The organism is Streptomyces sp. CNX435 (assembly GCF_059570575.1).
The window spans coordinates 58,112-78,693 of sequence record NZ_JCANTA010000004.1 but is presented as its reverse complement, the minus strand read 5'-3'; the positions used below and the strand labels follow the sequence as shown (position 1 = coordinate 78,693).

Sequence of the window (20,582 nt, the reverse complement as noted above, 5' to 3'; positions counted from 1 at the left end):
ACCGCGGCGCAGTCACGGACCGTCGCTGCCCGCCGGGGGCCGTACGACTCCGCCCTCGGTGCGGATCGCGGTCGGGGCGGCGGGGGCGGTGACCGCGGCCGGGTTCTGCTGGACGCTGTCGCACGGGCTCGCCCAGCCGGGGGCCGCGCTCGCCTTCGGCCTCCTCATCGTGCTCGGCGAGGTAGCGGGCGACCACCGTGCGGGCGCCCCCGCGCGCATCCCCGCGCCTCTGGCCACCGCCGGCGCGCTCGGTTACGCCCTGCTCTGCATCCCCGCGGACACCGCCGGCGCCGCCGTGCTGGAGATCGCCGCCGTCTCCTTCACCGCCACCGTGGTCGGCGCCGTGCCGCACATCGCCCGCGGCCGTGGCCCCACCGCCGAGCACCTGGTCCGCCGGGTGCTCGGCACCGCCTTCGCCGCCGCCTGCTGCCGCCCCCTGTGCGCGGGCAACGCGGGCACCCCGGACGACGGCGCCGCGGACCCCGGCGGCCCGCCCGGCGACCTCGCCGCCGGGCCCGGCCCCGGCCCCGGCACCGTCTACGTATTGGCGCTCCTCGGCGTCCTCGCGCTGACCGCACTCTGCGACGCCGTGCTCGCCGCCTGCCTCGCCCGCGCCCGCACCGGCTGGCCGTACGGGCCCCTGCTGCGCGACGAACTGCGCGCCCTGCCCGGCGTCGGCTCCGCGATGTGCGCGACAGGTGTGGTCATCGCGCTCGCCGCGCAGGTGGCCGGCCCGTGGGCGCTGCCCGTGCTGAGCCTGCCGCTGCTGCTCACCCAGGTCTCGTTCCGCCGCTACGCCGCCGTGCGCCGCACGTACCGCCAGACCATCGCCTCCCTCGCCCGCGCCACCGAGATGGCGGGCTACCACACCCAGGGCCACGCCCACCGCGTCGCCTCCCTCTGCCGGGCGATCGGCCGGGTGCGGGGGCTGTCCGAGCGGGAGCTGGACGTGCTGGAGCAGGCCGCGCTCATGCACGACCTCGGCAAGCTGTCGCTGGCCGACCCGGTGCCGGCCGCCGGCGGCGACCCCGTGCCGGCCGGCGGCGGGCCCGACAGCCTCGCCGACCGGCGGCGCATCGCCCTGCTGGGCGGCGCGGTGGTGCGGCAGACCGGGGTGGCCGCCGAGGTCGCCGTCGTCGTGGAGCGGCAGGCGGAGCCGTACCGTGACCAGCCGGTCGCGGCCCGTATCGTGCGCGTGGCCGCCGCATACGACGCCCTGGTGACGGGGAACGCGAAGGGTGAGGGCGCGGTCGCCGCCGGCCCGCTCGCGGCGCTGGAGCGGCTGCGCCTGGCCACCGCGGAGGAGTACGACCCGGCCGTGGTGGACGCGCTGAGGGAGGTGCTGGCGAGCGGCGCACAGGTGAACTGACCGGTAAGAAGCGGGTGTACGCCACCGCGTGGTTGGATGCGGGCATAGCCCGGCACCCGAGCGGACAGGAAGTTGCGGGGAGCAACGGAGCCCCCCGGGGAGAGCACGCCGTGCGGACGGGGCGCACAGTGGTCATCCTGGAGTCAAAGACGGCAGGCAGGAATCGTGAAGATCTTCGGCAGAACACGGCATCGGCCCTCCGCCTCGTGGCGGCAGGCGACCGACCGCGCGTTCACGTTGATCGGCGACGGCCGGTACGACGACGCGGGCGCGCTGCTCACCCGTGCCGCGGGCCTGGAGCCCTGGCTGTCGGAGTCGTGGTTCAACCTCGCGCTGCTGCACAAGTTCCGGCACGACTGGGAGCAGGCCCGCGCCGCCGGCCTGCGGGCCGTCGCACTGCTCGACCGCGAGACGGGCGCGCCCGACTGGTGGAACGTCGGCATCGCCGCCACCGCGCTGCAGGACTGGCCGCTGGCGCGGCGGTCCTGGGAGGCGTACGGGCTGCGCGTGCCCGGCGGCGCCGCGCACCAGGGGGCGGCCGAGCCGCCGGAGGACATGGAGCTGGGCAGCGCCGCGGTCCGGCTGTCGCCGGAGGGCGAGGCGGAGGTCGTCTGGGGCCGCCGGCTGGACCCGGCGCGCATCGAGGTACAGAGCATCCCGCTGCCGTCGTCCGGGCGGCGCTGGGGCGAGGTCGTGCTGCACGACGGGGTGCCGCACGGCGAGCGGGCGACGCTGGCGGGCCCGTCGTACCCGGTCTTCGACGAGATAGAGCTGTGGGCGCCGTCGCCGGTGCCGACGTGGGTGGTGCTGCTGGAAGCGGCCACCGAGGCGGACCGGGACGCGGTCGAGCAGCTGGCGGCCGAGGCGGGGTACGCGGCGGAGGACTGGTCGTCCTCGGTGCGGCTGCTCTGTCGCACCTGCTCGGAGAGCTGCATGCCCAGCGCCGAGGGCTCGCTGCAGGCGTCCCTCGACCCGCACGACCACAGCGAGCCCGGTCAGCCGGGGCCGCTGGTGCACCGCACCGAGGACGGGTTGTGGGTGCCGGAGCGGGAGTGCGGGATAGCCGCGCCCGCGTCCCTGGTGCGCGGGCTGCTGGAGAGCTGGGCCGCGGACAGCCCGGACACCCGGGACTGGCGGGATCTTGAGGAAGTCGTCTGAGGCTGTCAGAAGCTGGCCGTACCCTGGACTCCGGTCTTTTCATAAAGCTCGTGAGGGCGGGAACCAGGAAGGCGTACGGCGAGGATGACGCAGCAGGCGGAGCAGCAACAGGCGGGGCGGGAAGCGGAGTCGCCGGACGTGTTCCTCGACGACGTGACGGACGCGGAGGCGCGTGAGCGCCAGGCCCGGGAGCGGGGCACGTTCAGGCCGATCACGGTGGTGGGCAATCCGGTGCTGCACCGCGAGTGCCGGGATGTCACCGACTTCGACGACGCGCTACGGCAACTCGCGGACGACATGTTCGTCAGCCAGCGGGCGGCGGAGGGCGTGGGGCTCGCGGCCAACCAGGTCGGCGTCGACCTCAAGCTCTTCGTCTACGACTGCCCGGACGACGACGGCGTACGCCACGTGGGAGCCGTGTGCAACCCGGTGCTGGAGGAGCTGCCCGCCGACCGCCGGCAGCTCGACGACGGCAACGAGGGATGCCTCTCCGTCCCCGGCGCGTACATGTCGCTGGCCCGCCCGGACTACGCGGTGGTGCGCGGCCAGGACCTCGACGGCAAGCCGATCCGGGTGCACGGCACGGGCTACTTCGCCCGCTGCCTGCAGCACGAGACGGACCACCTCTACGGGCGGCTGTACATCGACCGGCTCTCCAAGCGCGAGCGCAAGGACGTCATGCAGCAGATGGCGGAGAACACCCCGCGGTACGAGACGGTGCCCAACGACTGACCGCCGTCCGGGCCTCCCCGGCCCCCGGCCGCCGCCCCGTGTGTCCGTAACCGCCGCCTCTTGCGCGGCGGTTACGGCGGTGGTCTGGTCCACTGGCGGAAGGCCGGCTCGTTGACCGCGCGCCCGTCGCGCGCGACGCTCGGAGCCCCCCATTCGTACGGCACGGAGGCCCGATGCTCAGACGTACGGTCAGACTCATCCTCAGTATTGTCATGCTCGCGGCGGCAGGTGTCGTCGGTACGGTCGCCACCGCCGGCACCGCGCAGGCGGACTCGTGCTACACCTGGAACCGCACGCTCAAGGAAGGCATGTCCGGTTCCGACGTCACCCAGCTGCAGATCCGGGTGGCGGGCCACGTCACGTCCGGCGAGATCCTCGTCGTCGACGGCCAGTACGGCGAGCGTACGAAGGCCGCCGTGGCCAAGTTCCAGAGCCGGTACGGGCTCGCCTCGGACGGCATCGCGGGCCCGAACACGTTCAACAAGATCTACAGCCTGCAGGACGCGGACTGCACGCCGGTGCACTTCACCTACGCCGAGCTGAACACGTGCAACTCCACCTGGGGCGGCGGTGCGGTCTCCGCGGCCACGGCCAAGGAGAATGCCAAGCGCACCATGTGGAAGCTGGAGGCGATGCGGCGCACCCTCGGCGACGTCCCGATCAGCGTCAGCAGCGGCTTCCGCTCCGTCTCGTGCAACAACGCGGTCGGCGGCGCCTCCAACAGCCAGCACCTGTACGGCACGGCGGCCGACCTCGTCGGCTCCCCGTCCTTCTGCAAGCTGGCCCAGCAGGCGCGCTCGCACGGCTTCGGCGGGATCCTCGGTCCCGGCTACCCGGGCCACAGCGACCACACGCACGTCGACGGCCGGTCCTCCCGCTACTGGTCCGCTTCCTCCTGCGGCATTTGACCGCGGGACACCGCCGGCCGGACCCGCCCCCGTGGCGGGTCCGGCCGGCGGCCACCACTGTCAGAACTCGTCGTCGAACCCGACCGAGCCCTCCACCGCCACCTGGTACGCGGACGGGCGGCGCTCGAAGAAGTTCGTCAGCTCCTGCACGTCCTGCAGCTCCATGAACGCGAACGGGTTCTGCGACCCGTACACCGGCGCGAAGCCCAGCCGCACCAGCCGCTGGTCCGCCACGCACTCCAGGTACGCGCGCATCGACTCGGTGTTCATCCCCGGCAGGCCGTCGCCGCACAGGTCCCGCGCGAACTGCAGCTCCGCCCGCACCGCCTCGTCGAGCATGTCGCGCACCTGCCGCCCCAACTCCTCGTCGAAGAGGTCCGGTTCCTCCTCGCGAACCGTGTCGACCACGGAGAACGCGAAGTTCATGTGCATGCTCTCGTCGCGGAACACCCAGTTCGTGCCGGTCGCCAGGCCGTGCAGCAGGCCGCGGGAGCGCAGCCAGTAGACGTAGGCGAACGCGCCGTAGAAGAACAGGCCCTCGATGCAGGCGGCGAAGCAGATGAGGTTGAGCAGGAAACGGCGCCGGTCCTCCCTGGTCTCCAGGCGCTCGATCTTCTCCACCCCTCCTTCCCTGTTCAGGGCGTTCATCCAGCGGAAGCAGAACTGCGCCTTCTCGCGGATCGACGGGATGTTCTCCACGGCGGCGAAGGCCGCGGTCCGCTCGTCCGGGTCGGGGAGGTAGGTGTCGAGCAGCGTCAGATAGAACTGGACGTGCACGGCCTCCTCGAAGAGCTGGCGGGAGAGGTAGAGGCGGGCCTCCGGCGAGTTGATGTGCTTGTAGAGCGTGAGCACCAGGTTGTTCGCCACGATCGAGTCGCCGGTGGCGAAGAACGCCACCAGCCGGCCGATGAGGTGCTGCTCGCCCGGCGAGAGCTTGGCGAGGTCGGAGACGTCGGAGTGGAGGTCGACCTCCTCGACGGTCCAGGTGTTCTTGATGGCGTCCCGGTAGCGCTCGTAGAAGTCCGGGTAGCGCATGGGGCGCAGGGTCAGCTCGAAGCCCGGGTCGAGCAGGCTCTTGGCGTCGGCGGCGGTGGTCACTGGCAGGCCTCGCAGGTCTCGGGGTTCTCCAGGGAGCAGGCGACCGCGTCGTCGGCGTGCGGCTGCTGGACGGGCAGGGGTACGGGGGCGGGCGCCGCGGGTGCGCCGGCGGGCTCGGTGGCCGCCGTGGTGGCCGCCGCGGCGGCGCGGGCCGAGCGGGCGATGCGGGTCGCCGGGCGCGAGCGCAGGTAGTACGTCGTCTTCAGCCCGGACTTCCAGGCGTAGGCGTACATCGAGCTGAGCTTGCCGATGGTCGGTGCGGCCATGAAGAGGTTGAGCGACTGGCCCTGGTCGAGGTACGGCGTACGGGCCGCGGCCATGTCGATCAGCGCGCGCTGCGGCAGCTCCCACGCCGTGCGGTACCGCGCCCGGACCTCCTCGGGGATCCAGGTCAGTTCCTGTACGGATCCGTCGTGCTCGCGCAGCGCCTCGCGGGTCTGTGCGTCCCACACACCCAGCGCCTTCAGCTCGGCCACCAGGTAGGTGTTGACCTGGAGGAACTCCCCGCTCAGCGTCTCGCGCTTGAAGAGGTTGGAGACCTGCGGCTCGATGCACTCGTACACGCCGGCGATGGAGGCGATCGTCGAGGTCGGGGCGATGGCCAGCAGCAGCGAGTTGCGCAGGCCGGTCTCCGCGATGCGTGCGCGCAGCGCGGTCCAGCGCTCCGGCCAGGCCACGTCGGCCTCGGGGTAGTGGTCGGGGTGCAGCACGCCGCGGGCGGCACGGGTACGGGACCAGGCCGGGTGCGGGCCGTGCCGCTCGGCGAGGCCGGCGGACGTGTCGTACGCGGCGAGCATGATGCGCTCGGCGATCCGCGTGGACAGCGCCCGCGCCTCCGCGGAGTCGAACGGCAGCCGCAGCCGGAAGAAGACGTCCTGCAGCCCCATCACGCCCAGGCCCACCGGGCGCCAGCGGGAGTTGGACGCGGCGGCCTGCTCCGTGGGGTAGTAGTTGATGTCGACGACGCGGTCGAGGAACGTCACGGCGGTACGGACCGTGGCGTCCAGCTTCTCCCAGTCCATTTCGCCGTCGGGGCCGAGGTGGGCGGCGAGGTTGACCGAGCCCAGGTTGCACACCGCGGTCTCGCCGTCGTCCGAGACCTCCAGGATCTCGGTGCACAGGTTCGAGGAGTGCACGACGGCACCGGGCTCCGCGGTCTGGTTGGCGGTGCGGTTGGCGGCGTCCTTGAACGTCATCCAGCCGTTGCCGGTCTGCGCGAGGGTACGCATCATCCGGCCGTACAGCTGCCGTGCGGGGACCTGTTTGACGTACCGCCCCTCGGCCTCCGCGCGCGCGTACGCGGCGTCGAACTCGGCGCCGTACAGGTCGGTCAGCTCCGGCACCTCGGCGGGCGAGAACAGCGACCAGAGGCCGTCGGCCTCGACGCGGCGCATGAACTCGTCGGGGATCCAGTGCGCGAGGTTGAGGTTGTGGGTGCGGCGGGCCTCCTCGCCGGTGTTGTCGCGCAGCTCCAGGAACTCCTCGACGTCGGCGTGCCAGGGCTCCAGGTAGACGCAGGCGGCGCCCTTGCGCTTGCCGCCCTGGTTCACGGCGGCGACGGAGGCGTCCAGGGTGCGCAGGAACGGGACGATGCCGTTGGAGTGGCCGTTGGTGCCGCGGATCAGCGAACCGCGGGAGCGGATCCGGGTGAAGGAGATGCCGATGCCGCCGGAGTACTTGGACAGCCGGGCGACCTGGTGGTAGCGCTCGTAGATTGAGTCCAGCTCGTCGAGCGGGGAGTCCAGCAGGTAGCAGGACGACATCTGCGGGTGGCGGGTGCCGGAGTTGAACAGGGTGGGGGAGGAGGGCAGGTAGCCGAGGCGGCTCATCAGCCCGTACAGCTCGGCGACTTCGGCCAGGGCGGCGTCGGACTCGTCGGCGGCCAGCCCGCAGGCGACGCGCAGGAAGAAGTGCTGGGCGGTCTCGATGACGGCGCGCTCAGTGGGGTGGCGCAGCAGGTAGCGGGTGTGGACCGTGCGCAGGCCGAAGTAGCCGAAGAGGTCGTCGCGGCCCTCGGCGACGGCCTCGTCCACCAGGGCGTCCAGGCGCACGGCGTGCCGCCGGACGAAGGCGTCGGTCGCGTCGGTGACGATGCCCTCGCGGTGGCCCACGGCGATCGACGCGGAGAAGCTCGTGGCGCCCTGGGCCGCGGCCTCCTCGGCGACGGCCTGGGTCAGCAGCCGGGCGGCCAGCCGCGAGTACTCCGGATCCTCGGCGATCAGCGCCGCCGCGGCCTCGGTGGCCAGCTCCCGCAACTCGGCCTCCCCGGAGCCGGGATGCCGGCCGCGCAGGGCGCCCGCGGCGACCCTGGCCGGGTCGGTGGCGGGCAGGTCGGCGGTCAGCTCGGCGAGGACACGGGTGAGCGCGGCGGCCGGGCCGTCGTCGGCGCCGGGAGCGGCGGGGGTGTGGGGGCTGGCTGAGGCGGGCTCCGTAAGCGCGGCGGATGGTGCGATCGTCAAGATGCTGCTCTCCCTGGCTCGGCGGGGGCCCCGCGGGAGAGGCTGCCCTGCGGGCGCAGGCGGGCTCGCCCACGGCGCGCTGGGGGTACCGCCCACGCGCGCTTGCGCGCTGTGGGGGAGCGCCGCCGGAGGCGGAAAGCCGCTTGCGTCCGTGAGCCCGATCCGCGAGACCCGGACGTATCGATCGCTGCCGGAGGTGTTCGGGCTCACGACGTACGGGCACACCGGCGCGCGGCAGGCATGACGGCACATCGCTTACCGTTGCGGGACAGCTCCGGACTTCCACCGGATTCTCCTGCGTCGGCAGCTGAGACGAGCATACATCTAGTAGCCCGTCAGGGAACCACCCCTATATGTTGTGTCACGCCTCAGAGGTCCGCGACGAAGGCCCAGAGCGGCAGACCAGGCAGCGGGAACCAGTCGCGCTCCGGGGTACGTATGAACCCGATCCGCCCGTACAGCCGGTGGGCCGTCGTCATCTTCGGGGTGCTGGACAGCACCATCCGCCGCGCGCCCAGCTCCCGGGCCCCGTCCACACAGGCCCGTACGAGCGCCTCGCCCACGCCCCGGCCGCGCGCCTCCCGCGCCACCGCCAGCATCCGGAACTCGCCCTCGCCGGGCCCGCTCAACTCCGCGTACGGCGATCCCGCCGTCACGAACGTCACACTGCCCAGCACCCGGCCGCCGTCCGGCCGGCCGTCCCCGTCGACCGCGACCAGCACCTCCGCGCGCTCCGCAAGGGCCCGCCCACGTACGTCCCGCAGCTCGTTGATGTAGTCGTCGCCGTCGCCGAACGTCAGCAGCCCGTCCGCCAGATACGCCTGGGCGACCAGCTCGCCCGCTCGCTCGTACTCTTCTGGCCGCACCGGCCGCACCGTGAAGTCCATGCCTCCGAGTCTGCCCTGCCCCACCGACAACGGGCCCCCGGCGGAACGGGCCGCCGTCCCCGGATACCGGGGACGGCGGCCCGTAGCCGTACGGCTCGTAGTCGTACGGCCCGCGCCATACCGCGCTCAGCAGCAGCGGAAGCCCTTGCGCGGGTCGTCGCCCGCGTCCGTGCGCATCCGCTCGAACTCGCGCCGGCTGGGCGCCTCGGCCTCGGGGTCGTGCCGGCGCAGGTGCTCGACGTAGCGCTCGTACGCCGTGTCGCCGATCACCTCGCGCACGTACCACCAGACCTTGCGCCCGGCCGCCGCCACCGCCGCCGTCCCGGTCACGAGCCCCCTCCGTCCTGCGCGCCGCCGGCGCCGCGGGCGCCCACGGCGGCGGAGCCCGACCCGGTGCCCGGCTTGAAGCCGCCGCCCGCGCCCAGCCCGGCCGCGGCCAGCTCCGCCTTCTCCTCCTTGGTCGGGATCAGCTGCGCGGGCGCGACGAACGACGACTCGTGGTACGGCTCCTCGTGGCTGACCACCGACTCCGGGTTGCGCAGCGACTTCACGCACACCCGCGCCGCGTCCACGATCACGATGACCACCAGCAGGGCGAAAATCACGGACAGCACGCCGTCGACCGTCGTGTTGGTGACGACGGTCTCCGCGTCCTCCAGCTCCTGCCCGGACAGCTCGCCCGAGTCGATGCTCTCCTGCGCCACGTCGCCCTGGGAGAAGTAGCCGACCCGCGGGTCGTCCGAGAACACCTTCTGCCAGCTCGCGGTGAGCGTGACCACCGCGACCCAGAGCAGCGGGATGCCCGTCACCCACGCCCACTTCAGCCGGCCGGACTTGATCAGCAGTGTGGTGCAGACCGTCAGCGCGATCGCGCCGAGCAACTGGTTGGTGATGCCGAAGAGCGGGAAGAGCTGATTGATGCCGCCGAGGGGGTCGTTGACACCGACCCACAGGAAGTAGCCCCACAGCGCCACGACGACCGCGCTGGTGCCGATGAGCCCCGGCCACCAGCTGACGCGCTTCAGCGGCTTGTAGACGTTGCCGAGGGTGTCCTGCAGCATAAAGCGGCCCACCCGCGTGCCCGCGTCCAGCGCGGTCAGGATGAACAGCGCCTCAAACATGATCGCGAAGTGGTACCAGAACGCCTTGAGGCTGTCCCCGGTCACGTCGGAGAAGATCTCCGAGACCCCGATGGCGAACGTCGGTGCGCCGCCGGTACGGGACAGCAGCGTCGACTCCTCGACGGAGTCGGCCGCCGCCTGCAGCGCCGCCGGCGTGATCTCGTACCCGAAGCCCTGGATCGCCTGGGACGCCGACTGTGCGGTGTCGCCGATCACCGTGGGCGCCGAGTTCATCGCGAAGTACAGCCCCGGGTCCAGCACACATGCGGCGATCATCGCCACGATCGCGACCGACGACTCCATCAGCATGGAGCCGTAGCCGATCATCCGCACCTGCGTCTCCTTCTGCACCATCTTCGGCGTGGTGCCGGAGGAGATGAGGGAGTGGAAGCCGGAGAGGGCGCCGCAGGCGATGGTGATGAAGACGAACGGGAACAGCGAACCGGCGAAGACCGGTCCCGTGCCCTCGCCGGCGAAGTCGGTGACGCCCTCCATCTTCAGCGTCGGCGCGGCCACGACCACGCCGATGAACAGCAGCGCTATCGTGCCCAGCTTCATGAACGTGGACAGGTAGTCGCGCGGCGCGAGCAGCATCCATACCGGCAGCACCGAGGCGATGAAGGCGTAGATCACCATCCAGACGACCAGCGACTCCTTGCTCAGCGTGAACGTGTCCGCGAGCGAGGACTCGGCCACCCAGCGCCCCGCGACCAGCGCGAGCAGCAGCAGCGCGACGCCGATCAGCGACACCTCGGCGACCCGGCCCGGCCGGATCATCCGCAGGTAGAAGCCCATGAACAGGGCGATCGGGATCGTCATGCCGATGGAGAAGGTGCCCCAGGGGGACTCCGCCAGCGCGTTGACGATGACCAGCGCCAGCACCGCCAGCAGGATGATCATGATCGAGAAGACCGCGATCAGCGCGGCGGCGCCGCCCACCGGGCCGATCTCCTCGCGCGCCATCTGGCCGAGCGAGCGGCCGTTCCTGCGGGTGGAGAAGAACAGCACCACCATGTCCTGGACGGCGCCCGCGAAGATCACGCCCGCGACGATCCAGATCGTGCCCGGCAGGAAGCCCATCTGCGCCGCCAGCACCGGGCCGACCAGCGGTCCGGCACCGGAGATCGCGGCGAAGTGGTGGCCGAGGAGCACCCGGCGGTCGGTGGGCTGGAAGTCGATGCCGTTGTCGAGCCGCTCGGCCGGGGTGGCGCGGGTCTTGTCGGCCTTGAGCACGCGGTAGGCGATGAACTTCGAGTAGAAGCGGTAGCCGATGGCGTACGAGCCGAGGGCCGCGGCCACCATCCAGGCCGCGGAGACCTCCTCGCCGCGGGAGAGCGCCAGCATGGTCCAGCCGACGGCGCCCACCAGGGCGACGACGGACCAGAGCGCCACGCTCTTCGGTTCCAGGCGTGGCTTCCGCGGTACGTCCTCCGGGGTTGCTTGCACTGTCATGGCGGCTCCGTCCCCTGAGCTCTCAATCTCTTGCAATGCGCTCGAAATGTAGAGCAGGGTGTGGCCGCCGTCACTAGGGCGATGAGTCGCTTTTCGATCACGGTCCGCGGCGGGAGCCGCCGGGTAGGCGGCGGCGGGCCCGGCCGGGAGCCGGGACGCGCCGCCGCTCGGCCGCTCAGCCCACCGGGCGGCGGAGGCGGGCGACGAACTTGTACCGGTCGCCGCGGTACACCGACCGGACCCACTCCACCGGCTCGCCGTGGGTGTCCACGGAGTGGCGGGAGAGCATCAGCATCGGCAGGCCCGTGTCCGTGCCCAGCAGCCCCGCCTCCCGGGGCGTGGCGAGCGAGGTCTCGATCGTCTCCTCGGCCTCGGCCAGGTGGACGTCGTAGACCTCGGCGAGCGCCGTGTAGAGCGAGGAGTGCTTGACGAGGCTGCGGCGCAGCGCGGGGAAGCGCTTGGCGGACAGGTGGGTGGTCTCGATGGCCATCGGCTCGCCGTTGGCCAGCCGGAGGCGCTCGATGCGCAGCACGCGCCCGCCGGGGGTGATGTCGAGCCGTTCGGCGAGCTGGTCGCCCGCGGTCACGTAGCCGATGTCCAGCAGCTGCGAGGTAGGTTCGAGACCCTGGGCGCGCATGTCCTCGGTGTACGAGGTCAGTTGGAGGGCCTGCGAGACCTTGGGCTTGGCCACGAACGTGCCCTTGCCCTGGATCCGCTCCAGCCGCCCCTCCACGACCAGCTCCTGCAGCGCCTGGCGCACGGTCGTACGGGAGGTGTCGAACTCGGCGGCGAGGGTGCGCTCCGGCGGCACCGGGGTACCGGGCGGCAGGGTCTCGGTCATCTCCAGCAAATGCCGCTTGAGGCGGTAGTACTTGGGCACACGGGTGGTCCGCCCGGCGCTCCCCCCGGCGCGTCCCGGCTCGTCGGCTGCCGGTACCGTCGCAGCCGACGTCCCCTCGGCCGGTCCGGCGTTCGTCCTCATGACTCCTCCGTCTGGTAGCGGCTCACATCCTGGCACGGCTCGTCACCCGTCGGTGCACTCGCGGGGTGACGGGATTGCTCACATGTCGGTCCGGTAACGGAAGCCGAACCAGCAGGCCGCACACCCTTGACACCCTCATTGGTCTAGGCCAGGCTTCGTTCCACGATTGGTCCAGACCAAGACCGTCAACCTGGTCTAAACCATTAAAGACCACAAGTCCACTCCACGGGCAGGGTCCGGGAGCAAGGACTTTTCGGTGGCGAATCGCCGGCGAATCGCCGGCGAACGACGGCAGGGGGGCGTGGGCCGGCATGTTGAGGAGGGTGACGTGAAGCGCACGGCGGTAGCGGTGCTGGCGGCGGCTGGCCTGGTGGCAAGCCTCGCCGCCTGCGGTTCTGACGACGGTGACGGTGGTGACGAGGCGGGCGGCGGGCCCGGTTCGTTCAAGGGCGAGACGCTCACCTTCTGGGCCATGGACGGTTCCACACCGGACGACTGGCTGAAGGACGTGGAGGCCGAGTTCGAGAAGAAGACGGGCGCCACGCTCGAATACAAGGTGCAGCAGTGGAACGGCATTCAGCAGAAGCTGACCACCGCGCTGTCCGAGGAGAGCCCGCCCGACGTGGTCGAGGTCGGCAACACCCAGACGCCCGCCTACGCGGCGACCGGCGGTCTGTCCGACCTGACCGACCTGAAGGAGGAGATCGGCACCGAGTGGACCGAGTCCCTCAACGAGTCGTCGATCTACGAGGGTCAGCAGTACGCCGCGCCGTGGTTCTTCGCGAACCGCGTGGTGATGTACAACAAGTCGATTTTCAAGGAAGCCGGGATCACGGAGCTTCCCCAGACCCGTGACGACCTCTTCGCGGCGTTCGACAAGATCGAGAAGAACACCGACGCCGAGCCGATCTACATGCCCGGCCAGAACTGGTACTTCTTCGACGGCCTGCTCATCGGCCAGGGCGCCGAGCTGGTGAAGAAGGACGGCGACACGTGGGTGTCCAACCTCTCCGACCCCAAGGTCGGCGAGGCCATGGAGATCTACAAGCAGTACGCCGACTACTCCACGGCGCCCAAGGACAAGGACGAGGCCACCCCGCAGCAGGGCGAGGTCTTCGGCAAGGGCGAGACCGGCGCCATCATCGGCATGGGCTGGGAGTCCGGCACCGCGATCGAAGCGAGCAAGGACAAGGACTTCGAGAAGGAGATCGGCTACTTCACCATCCCCGGTGAGACCGCCGACACCCCCGAGAGCGTCTTCCTCGGCGGCTCCAACCTGGCCATCGCGGCGGGCAGCGAGAAGCAGGAGCTGGCCCAGGAGTTCCTGAAGATCGTGCTCTCGGACAAGCACGAGGGCGCCCTCGCGGCGGCCAACGGCGTGATCCCCAACAAGGACTCGCTGCAGTCGAAGCTGCAGGGCAACGAGGCGGCCGAGGCCGCGGCGCCGGCCGCCGCCGTCGGCGGCACCACACCGCTCATCCCGGAGTGGGGCGCGGTGGAGAACACCCCCAACCCCATCAAGTCCTACATGACCGCCTTCCTCAACGGCGACTCCCACGAGGAAGCGGCCGAGTCGGTCGAGGGCGATCTGAACGAGCGCCTGGCGCAGGAGTAAGTGACATCGGGCGGGCGGGACCGGGTACGCCCCGGCCCCGCCCGCACCCGCGGGCCCGAAACCACCTCGTCCCGAAGAGATCGCCGCATCATGACTGTGCAGACACCGAGCCCGGCCGCCGAGAAGGCCGCGGGCCGCGCCCGTACACAACCCCCACCGCCCGGACGCCGCCGCAGGTCCCAGGGGTCCGCCGGCGCCCTTCCGTACCTGCTGTTGCTGCCCGCGCTGGTGCTCACCGCGATCCTGCTCGGCTGGCCGCTGGTGAAGAACGGCATGCTGTCGTTCCAGCAGCTCGGCATGAAGGAGCTGATCCAGCACCTCACCGAGTGGAACGGCGTCGACAACTACACCGACGCCCTCGGCGGCGAGGACTTCTGGCGCGTCACGCTCCGGACCGTCGTGTTCACCGCGGTCAACGTCGCGCTCATCATGGTGCTCGGCACCCTGGTCGGGCTGCTCCTCGCCCGGCTCGGCCGCAAGATGCGGCTCACCCTGCTGATGGCGCTCGTGCTCGCCTGGGCGATGCCCATCATCGCCGCCACCACCGTCTACCAGTGGCTGTTCGCGGAGCGCTACGGCGTCGTCAACTGGGTCCTGGACAAGCTCGGCTGGCACTCGATGGCCGACTACAGCTGGACCAGCAGCCAGTTCTCCACCTTCTTCGTGATCACGGTGATGCTCGTCTGGACGTCGATCCCGTTCGTGGCGATCAACCTCTACGCCGCCACGACCACGATCGCCAAGGAGCTGTACGAGGCCGCCGGCCTGGACGGCGCCGGCGCCTGGCGCACCTTCACCTCCGTGACCCTGCCGTTCATCAGGCCGTTCCTGCTCGCCACCACCTTCCTGGAGATCATCTGGATCTTCAAGGCGTTCCCGCACGTCTACGCGATCAACGGCGGCGGGCCGGACCGGCTCACCGAGACGCTGCCCGTCTACGCCTTCGTCGAGGGCGTCGGCAACCAGCACTACGGCATGGGCGCGGCGATCTCCGTACTCACCATCCTGGTGCTGATGGGGCTGACCTCGTATTACATCCGCATGCTCATGAAGCAGGAGAGGGAAGACTCGTGAGGCGCTCGCTCTTCGGCCGCTTCTGGCCCAACGCGACGGCCCTGGTGCTGTTCGTCATCTTCCTCTTCCCCGTGTACTGGATGTTCGCCACGTCCTTCAAGCCGACCGGCGACATCCTCAGCGAAGACCCGGTCTGGTTCCCCCTGGACCCGACCTTCGAGCACTACCGCACGGCCTTCGACGCCGACAACTTCTGGAACTTCTGGAAGAACTCGCTCACGGTGACCCTGCTGGCGGTCGGCCTCTCGCTGCTCATCGCCCTCTTCGCGTCCTTCGCCATCGCGCGGATGCGCTTCCGGGGCCGTACCGGCATCATCCTGGTGTTCATGTTCGCGCAGATGGCGCCCTGGGAGGTCATGGTCATCTCGGTGTACATGCTGGTGCGCGACGCGGACATGCTGAACAGCCTGGTGCCGCTGACGCTCTTCTACACCGTGATGGTGCTGCCGCTGACCATTCTGACCCTGCGCAACTTCGTGGCCGCGGTGCCCAAGGACCTGGAGGAGGCGGCCATGGTCGACGGCGCCTCCCGCACCCAGGCGTTCCGCAAGGTGATCTTCCCGCTGCTGGCGCCCGGCCTCATGGCCACCTCGCTCTTCGGCTTCATCACCGCCTGGAACGAGTTCCCGATGGTGCTGGTCCTCAACAAGGAGGCCGAGGCGCAGACCCTGCCGCTGTGGCTGTCGCAGTTCCAGACCAACTTCGGCGACGACTGGGGCGCCACCATGGCCGCCGCGTCGCTGTTCTCCCTCCCCATCCTCCTGCTCTTCCTGTACCTGCAGCGCAAGGTCACCGCCGGCCTCACCGCGGGCGCCGTGAAGGGCTGACGTGCCACCTCGTAAGCTGCGGCGGGAGCACCCGCCGCGGGAAGGGACAGCACGACGGCCATGACGACACTCGCAGGGGCCACCGACACGCTGACCCGGGACGCCCTCGCCGTACTGCAGCCGAGCTTCCTGGGCACCGAGCCCCCGGACTGGGTGCTGCGCCGCCTCGACGAGGGCCTGACCGGCGTCGGGCTCTTCGGCCGCAACGTCGAGAGCCCCGAGCAGGTCGCCCGGCTCACCGCCCGGCTGCGCGCCGCCCGGCCCGAGGTGCTGGTGGCGATGGACGAGGAGGGCGGCGACGTCACCCGGCTGGAGGTGCGCACCGGCTCCTCCTTCCCCGGCAACCTCGCCCTCGGCGCCGTCGACGACCCCGGCCTCACCCGGGCCGTCGCCCGCGAGCTGGGCCGCCGGCTCGCCGAGGTCGGCGTGAACCTCGACTGGGCGCCGTCCGCGGACGTCAACTCCAACCCCGGCAACCCGGTCATCGGCGTGCGCTCCTTCGGCGCCGACCCCGAGCTGGTCGCCCGGCACACCGCCGCGTACGTCGAGGGCCTGCACGCCGCGGGCGTCCTCGCCTGCGCAAAGCACTTCCCCGGCCACGGCGACACCAACGTCGACTCGCACCACGCCCTGCCGCGGATCGACGTCCCCCTCGGCGTGCTGCGCACCCGGGAGCTGGTGCCGTTCCGGGCCGCGATCGCGGCCGGCGCCAAGGTGATCATGAGCGCGCACATCCTGCTGCCCGCGCTGCGCACCGACCTGCCCGCCACCCTCAGCCCCGAGGCGCTCACCGGCCTGCTGCGCACCCCCGCCGTCTACGGCGGCCTCGGATTCGACGGCCTGATCCTCACGGACGCGCTGGAGATGCAGGCCATCGCCGCGACGTACGGCATCGAGGGCGGCGCCGTACGGGCCGTCGCGGCCGGCGCCGACGCGCTGTGCCTCGGCGCCCGCGGCGACGAGGAGATCGTGCTGCGCACCCGCGACGCGCTGGTGGCCGCGGTGCGCGGCGGGGACCTGCCGGAGGAGCGGCTTGCCGAAGCCGCCGCCCGGGTGCGGGCGCTGGCGGCCGGGTCGGCGGCGGGCGGTGCGGCGGAGGGGGTCGCGCCGGACCCCGGCGTCGGCCAGGCAGCGGCCCGCCGGGCGCTGCGCGTCACGGGCGCCGCGGACTACGTGCCGCCGGCCGGCCCGGTGTACGTCGCCGGGTTCACGCCGGTGGCGAGCATCGCGGTGGGGCAGGAGACGCCGTGGGGCGTGGGCGCGGAGCTGGAGCGCGCGCTGCCCGGCACCGAGTCGGCGGTCTTCGACGGCTCGGCGGCCGGCGCCGAGAGCACCGGCGCCGAGGGCACCGGCGGCGGGGACGCGGCGAGCCGGGAGGGTTTGTCGGCGCTGACCGCAAATGTGCTCGCGGCAGCCGGTGACCGTAGGATCGTCGCAGTGGTGCGCGACGTCCACCGCCACCCCTGGATGGCGGACGCGCTCGACGCCCTGCTCGCCGTCCGCCCCGACACCGTCGTGGTGGAGATGGGTGTGCCGCAGGCGCCGCCGCGCGGGGCGCCGCACATCGCGACGCACGGTGCCGCCCGCGTCTGCGGGCGCGCCGCCGCGGAGGTCGTCACCGGCAAGGGCGCCGGGGCCTGACCGCCGCTCGCCCGCCGTACCACCTGACACCGCAAACGGAGGCACCCCGCATGACCACCGCCCAGCCGGGCCGGATCATGGCCGGCGAGATGGCCGAACAGCCCGAGGTCCTGCGCCGCGTCCTGGCGCACGGCGCCCCGGAGATCCGCCGGGTCGCCGAGGCGATCGCCGCCCGCTCGCCGCGCTTCGTGCTGCTGACCGCGCGCGGCACGTCGGACAACGCCGCGCTGTACGCCAAGTACCTGCTGGAGATCCAGCTGGGGTTGCCCTGCGGGCTGACGTCGATGTCGACCACGACGGCGTACGAGGCCAAGCCGGACCTCACCGACGTGCTGGTGATCACCGTCAGCCAGTCCGGCGGCTCGCCGGACCTCGTCGCCTCCACCCGGGCCGCCCGCGAGGCCGGCGCGATCACGCTGGCGGTGACGAACAACCCGGACTCCCCGCTGGCCGGCGTCAGCGAATACCACATCGACGTCCAGGCGGGCCCGGAGAAGGCGCTGCCGGCGACGAAGACGTACACCGCCTCGCTGCTCGCGCTCTACCTCTTCGTCGAGGGCATGCGCGGCGGGCGCGGCGAGGCGGCCATGGTGCTGCCGGAGCTGGCCGAGCAGATCCTCGCCCGGCAGGACGAGGTGAAGGCCCTGGCGCAGCGCTACCGCTTCGCCGAGCGGATGGTCCTCACCTCGCGCGGCTTCGGCTATCCGTCGGCCAAGGAGGCGGCGCTGAAGCTGATGGAGACGTCGTACATCCCGGCGCTCTCCTACTCCGGCGCCGACCTGCTGCACGGCCCGCTGGCCATGGTCGACAACGTCTCGCCGGTCATCGCCATCGTCACCGACGGCCGCGGCGGCGAGGCGCTGCAGCCGGTGCTGGACCGGCTGCGGGACCGCGGCGCGGACCTCGTCGTGATCGGCCCCAAGGCGCAGGTCGACGCCGCCGCGGCGGGCTTCGTGCTGCCGACGGCGGGGGTGGCGGAGGAGGTGCAGCCGATCCTGGAGATCCTGCCGCTGCAGCTGCTCGCGTACGAGGTCACCATCGCCCGCGGCCAGGACCCGGACGCGCCGCGTTCGCTGGCGAAGGTGACGGAGACGCGGTGAGCGCTCCGCGGGGACGCCGGTGCGGTGTTCGGCCGGTGTGGTGGGGGACCGGGGGCGGAGCCCTCAGGAGCCCGGGCGGCGCGCCGCGCGCGTCGGCGAAGGTGACGCGCTGACCGCCTGATCGGTACGGACCACGGCCCCGGCCCCCTCGCGGAGCCGGGGCCGTGGTCCGTAGCGCGTCTCAGAGCAGCACTCCGCCGGAGACGTCGACGTACGTGCCGGTCAGCACCCCGGCGTCGCCGGAGACCAGATAGGCCACCGTGTCCGCGACCTCGCTCACGTCCGGGATCCGGCCGAGCGGGGACATCGCGGCCGTGCCGGCCTTGGCGTCGTCATTGCCGCGCAGCCAGTCGGCGTTCATGTCGGTGTCCAGCGCGCCGGGCCCGACCGCGTTGACGGTGATGCCCCGCGCGCCCACGGACTTCGACAGGTACTTGGTGAAGGCGTCGACCGCGCTCTTCGTCATTGTGTACGCCAGCAGCGTCGGCATCAGCGCCGCGTGCGTGGACACAGAGGACAGGTTGACGATGCGCCCGCCGTCCCGCAGCCGCGGCAGGCCCAGCTTGGTGACGAAGAACGGCGCCTTGGTGTTCACCGCGAACAGCCGGTCGAAGTCGGCCTCTTCGGTGTCCTCGATGAGCGCCTGCAGGGCGACGCCCGCGTTGTTGACGAGGATATCGAGCCCGTCCGCGTGCCGGTCGAACTCCGCCCACAGCGCCGCCGCGTCGCCGGGCACGCCCAGCTCGGCCCTGATCGCGAACGCCTCTCCGCCGGCCGCCTCGATCGCGGCGACGGTCTCCTTCGCCGCCGCCTCGCTGCTGCCGTAGTGCACGGCGACGCGCGCGCCGTCCCGCCCCAGCCGTTCCGCGATCGCCCTGCCGATCCCCCGGCTTGCGCCCGTGACCAGTGCCGTCTTCCCAGTGAGCGCGCCCATGGCTGCGCCCCCTTTCTGTAGAGGTCGCTACAGAAAGGACCGTATCACATTAACTAGCGGACGCTATAGAATTGATGTCATGGCCACCAAACAGCGCGGGCGACCTCGCTCCTTCGATCGCGACGAGGCGTTGGAGAAGGCCCTGCACGCCTTCTGGCAACACGGCTACGAGGCCACCTCGGTCGCCGACCTCACCCGCCTCCTCGGCATCGGCGCGCCGAGCCTGTACGCCGCCTTCGGCGACAAGAGGGCGCTCCTCGACGCGGCGGTGGAGGCGTACGCGCGCACCGACAACGGGACGTTCATCGACCGCGCGCTGGCCGAGGAGCCCACCGCCGTCGCCGCCGTCACGCGCATCCTGCGCGAGGCTGCCGTCGGCTACACCGCGCCGGACCGCCCGCGCGGCTGCATGGTCCTCAGCGTCGGCGTGAGCGCCACCACCCCGGATGTGGTGGCCAAGATGAGCGAGCTGCGCGAGCTGAGTTTCGCGAGCATCGCGGCGCGCGTACGGGCCGACGTGGCCGCCGGCGTGCTGCCGGCCGGGACCGACGCCGAGAAGCTCGCGAGCTACACCGCGGCCGTGATCCAGGGCTTGTCCGCGCAGGCCAGGGATGGTGCCGACCGGGAGCTGCTGCAGCGGGTGGCGGAGGTCGCGGCGTTGGGCTTTGAGGCGGCGGCCGAGGGCCGCGAAGTCGGTGCGTCCGGGGCGTAGACAGCCGGGAGTGGTCTAGTCCACAATGCTTGTCAGGCTTCCACCCCTTCCGCACGACGGGGTGGAACGAGGCCCGAGGCGCTCTCTGCCCTGACTGCGTCCCGGCCTCTTCACCGGTTGCGAGGCCGCGGGGCCGCACACTCCGCGACGTGCGCACCGGTGCTTGGCTCCGGGCCGCGGTGCCGGACGGGTTGAGGGTCCCGGTCCAGGCACCGCGGCCCGAAGTGCGTTGCGGCCTGCGGCCCGCACCGCGGGGCGCCGGCGGCTTCGCCGCGGCGTGCGCCTGCTTGCGGCGGTGGGGGCAGGTTCGGTCTGGGTGGCGCGTCCCGAAATACGTCACGGCCTGCGGCCCGCGCCGTGGGCGTCGGCGGCTTTGCCGCGGTGTGCGGCGTGCCTGCGGCGGCCGGGTCACGTCCTGGCTGTCCCTTCCGGCCCGCTGCCGTTCCGCAACCGCCGCCTGCGGGCCGCGTGGCGGGCGTCGGCGGCTTCGCCGCGGTGTGCGGGCTGCCTGCG

Annotated in this window: 17 protein-coding genes and 1 riboswitch; of the genes, 10 read left to right on the top strand and 7 right to left on the bottom strand. The window is 71.9% G+C overall.

Going from position 1 to position 20,582, the window contains the following annotated elements; genetic code table 11:
• The first annotated feature begins 58 nt into the window (after positions 1-58).
• The 4 genes from T328_RS09320 (at position 59) to T328_RS09305 (ending at position 4,167) form a co-directional block, all read left to right on the top strand.
• Entirely contained in the window at positions 59-1,369 is a 1,311-nt protein-coding gene (locus tag T328_RS09320; protein WP_496495462.1) for an HD-GYP domain-containing protein, read from the top strand.
• A gap of 165 nt (positions 1,370-1,534) precedes the next feature.
• The gene (locus T328_RS09315; protein WP_496495461.1) at positions 1,535-2,527 is read left to right on the top strand and encodes a tetratricopeptide repeat protein; all 993 of its coding nucleotides are present in this window, start codon (positions 1,535-1,537) and stop codon (positions 2,525-2,527) included.
• Positions 2,528-2,611: 84 nt separating this feature from the next.
• The gene (gene def, locus T328_RS09310) at positions 2,612-3,259 is read left to right on the top strand and encodes a peptide deformylase (RefSeq protein WP_496495460.1); all 648 of its coding nucleotides are present in this window, start codon (positions 2,612-2,614) and stop codon (positions 3,257-3,259) included.
• Between the two features lie 173 nt (positions 3,260-3,432).
• Entirely contained in the window at positions 3,433-4,167 is a 735-nt protein-coding gene (locus tag T328_RS09305; RefSeq protein WP_496495459.1) for a D-Ala-D-Ala carboxypeptidase family metallohydrolase, read from the top strand.
• Between the two features lie 60 nt (positions 4,168-4,227).
• Here T328_RS09305 and T328_RS09300 read toward each other — a convergent pair whose 3' ends face one another.
• The 6 genes from T328_RS09300 to T328_RS09275 all read right to left on the bottom strand — a co-directional run bounded on the left by T328_RS09300 (position 4,228) and on the right by T328_RS09275 (position 12,166).
• On the bottom strand, positions 4,228-5,202 hold the full coding sequence (locus T328_RS09300) for a ribonucleotide-diphosphate reductase subunit beta (RefSeq protein ID WP_496495743.1): 975 nt from the start codon (positions 5,200-5,202) through the stop codon (positions 4,228-4,230).
• Positions 5,203-5,261: 59 nt separating this feature from the next.
• Positions 5,262-7,724: a ribonucleoside-diphosphate reductase subunit alpha gene (locus tag T328_RS09295; protein ID WP_496495458.1), complete on the bottom strand. Its 2,463-nt coding sequence runs from the start codon at positions 7,722-7,724 to the stop codon at positions 5,262-5,264.
• Between the two features lie 175 nt (positions 7,725-7,899).
• Positions 7,900-8,076, bottom strand: a riboswitch (cobalamin riboswitch).
• Positions 8,077-8,092: 16 nt separating this feature from the next.
• On the bottom strand, positions 8,093-8,611 hold the full coding sequence (locus T328_RS09290) for a GNAT family N-acetyltransferase (RefSeq protein ID WP_496495457.1): 519 nt from the start codon (positions 8,609-8,611) through the stop codon (positions 8,093-8,095).
• 126 nt (positions 8,612-8,737) lie between these two features.
• Positions 8,738-8,941 carry a YbdD/YjiX family protein gene (locus T328_RS09285; RefSeq protein WP_496495456.1) on the bottom strand — a complete coding sequence of 68 codons (204 nt, stop codon included), beginning with the start codon at positions 8,939-8,941 and terminating at the stop codon, positions 8,738-8,740.
• Entirely contained in the window at positions 8,938-11,184 is a 2,247-nt protein-coding gene (locus tag T328_RS09280; protein ID WP_496495455.1) for a carbon starvation CstA family protein, read from the bottom strand. Before T328_RS09280 ends, T328_RS09285 begins: the two co-directional genes overlap by 4 nt.
• A 175-nt stretch (positions 11,185-11,359) precedes the next feature.
• Positions 11,360-12,166 carry a GntR family transcriptional regulator gene (locus tag T328_RS09275; RefSeq protein ID WP_496495454.1) on the bottom strand — a complete coding sequence of 269 codons (807 nt, stop codon included), beginning with the start codon at positions 12,164-12,166 and terminating at the stop codon, positions 11,360-11,362.
• A 328-nt stretch (positions 12,167-12,494) separates the two neighbouring features.
• On the opposite strand from T328_RS09275, the gene T328_RS09270 reads away from it, so the two are divergent.
• From T328_RS09270 to T328_RS09250, 5 genes are all read left to right on the top strand, one after another.
• Positions 12,495-13,781, top strand: coding sequence for an extracellular solute-binding protein (locus tag T328_RS09270; RefSeq protein ID WP_496495453.1), 1,287 nt, complete (start codon positions 12,495-12,497; stop codon positions 13,779-13,781).
• Positions 13,782-13,871: 90 nt separating this feature from the next.
• On the top strand, positions 13,872-14,855 hold the full coding sequence (locus tag T328_RS09265) for a carbohydrate ABC transporter permease (protein WP_496495452.1): 984 nt from the start codon (positions 13,872-13,874) through the stop codon (positions 14,853-14,855).
• Positions 14,852-15,682 carry a carbohydrate ABC transporter permease gene (locus T328_RS09260; RefSeq protein ID WP_496495451.1) on the top strand — a complete coding sequence of 277 codons (831 nt, stop codon included), beginning with the start codon at positions 14,852-14,854 and terminating at the stop codon, positions 15,680-15,682. Before T328_RS09265 ends, T328_RS09260 begins: the two co-directional genes overlap by 4 nt.
• Positions 15,683-15,742: 60 nt before the next feature.
• On the top strand, positions 15,743-17,323 hold the full coding sequence (locus T328_RS09255) for a glycoside hydrolase family 3 N-terminal domain-containing protein (protein WP_496495450.1): 1,581 nt from the start codon (positions 15,743-15,745) through the stop codon (positions 17,321-17,323).
• A gap of 50 nt (positions 17,324-17,373) precedes the next feature.
• The gene (locus T328_RS09250) at positions 17,374-18,423 is read left to right on the top strand and encodes an SIS domain-containing protein (RefSeq protein WP_496495449.1); all 1,050 of its coding nucleotides are present in this window, start codon (positions 17,374-17,376) and stop codon (positions 18,421-18,423) included.
• Between the two features lie 181 nt (positions 18,424-18,604).
• Here T328_RS09250 and T328_RS09245 read toward each other — a convergent pair whose 3' ends face one another.
• Positions 18,605-19,357, bottom strand: a complete 753-nt coding sequence (locus tag T328_RS09245; RefSeq protein ID WP_496495448.1) for an SDR family oxidoreductase — start codon at positions 19,355-19,357, stop codon at positions 18,605-18,607.
• A gap of 79 nt (positions 19,358-19,436) precedes the next feature.
• Between T328_RS09245 and T328_RS09240 the strand changes: the two genes are divergently transcribed.
• Positions 19,437-20,069 carry a TetR/AcrR family transcriptional regulator gene (locus tag T328_RS09240; RefSeq protein WP_496495447.1) on the top strand — a complete coding sequence of 211 codons (633 nt, stop codon included), beginning with the start codon at positions 19,437-19,439 and terminating at the stop codon, positions 20,067-20,069.
• Positions 20,070-20,582 lie beyond the last annotated feature (513 nt).

Bases quoted from the DNA above. Each gene is read 5' to 3' on its own strand.
- T328_RS09275 (WP_496495454.1), bottom strand. From the start codon at position 12,166: ATGAGGACGAACGCCGGACCGGCCGAGGGGACGTCGGCTGCGACGGTA.
- T328_RS09280 (WP_496495455.1), bottom strand. From the start codon at position 11,184: ATGACAGTGCAAGCAACCCCGGAGGACGTACCGCGGAAGCCACGCCTG.
- T328_RS09250 (WP_496495449.1), top strand. From the start codon at position 17,374: ATGACCACCGCCCAGCCGGGCCGGATCATGGCCGGCGAGATGGCCGAA.
- T328_RS09240 (WP_496495447.1), top strand. From the start codon at position 19,437: ATGGCCACCAAACAGCGCGGGCGACCTCGCTCCTTCGATCGCGACGAG.
- T328_RS09305 (WP_496495459.1), top strand. From the start codon at position 3,433: ATGCTCAGACGTACGGTCAGACTCATCCTCAGTATTGTCATGCTCGCG.
- T328_RS09265 (WP_496495452.1), top strand. From the start codon at position 13,872: ATGACTGTGCAGACACCGAGCCCGGCCGCCGAGAAGGCCGCGGGCCGC.
- T328_RS09255 (WP_496495450.1), top strand. From the start codon at position 15,743: ATGACGACACTCGCAGGGGCCACCGACACGCTGACCCGGGACGCCCTC.
- T328_RS09300 (WP_496495743.1), bottom strand. From the start codon at position 5,202: ATGCGCTACCCGGACTTCTACGAGCGCTACCGGGACGCCATCAAGAAC.
- T328_RS09290 (WP_496495457.1), bottom strand. From the start codon at position 8,611: ATGGACTTCACGGTGCGGCCGGTGCGGCCAGAAGAGTACGAGCGAGCG.
- T328_RS09245 (WP_496495448.1), bottom strand. From the start codon at position 19,357: ATGGGCGCGCTCACTGGGAAGACGGCACTGGTCACGGGCGCAAGCCGG.
- def (WP_496495460.1), top strand. From the start codon at position 2,612: ATGACGCAGCAGGCGGAGCAGCAACAGGCGGGGCGGGAAGCGGAGTCG.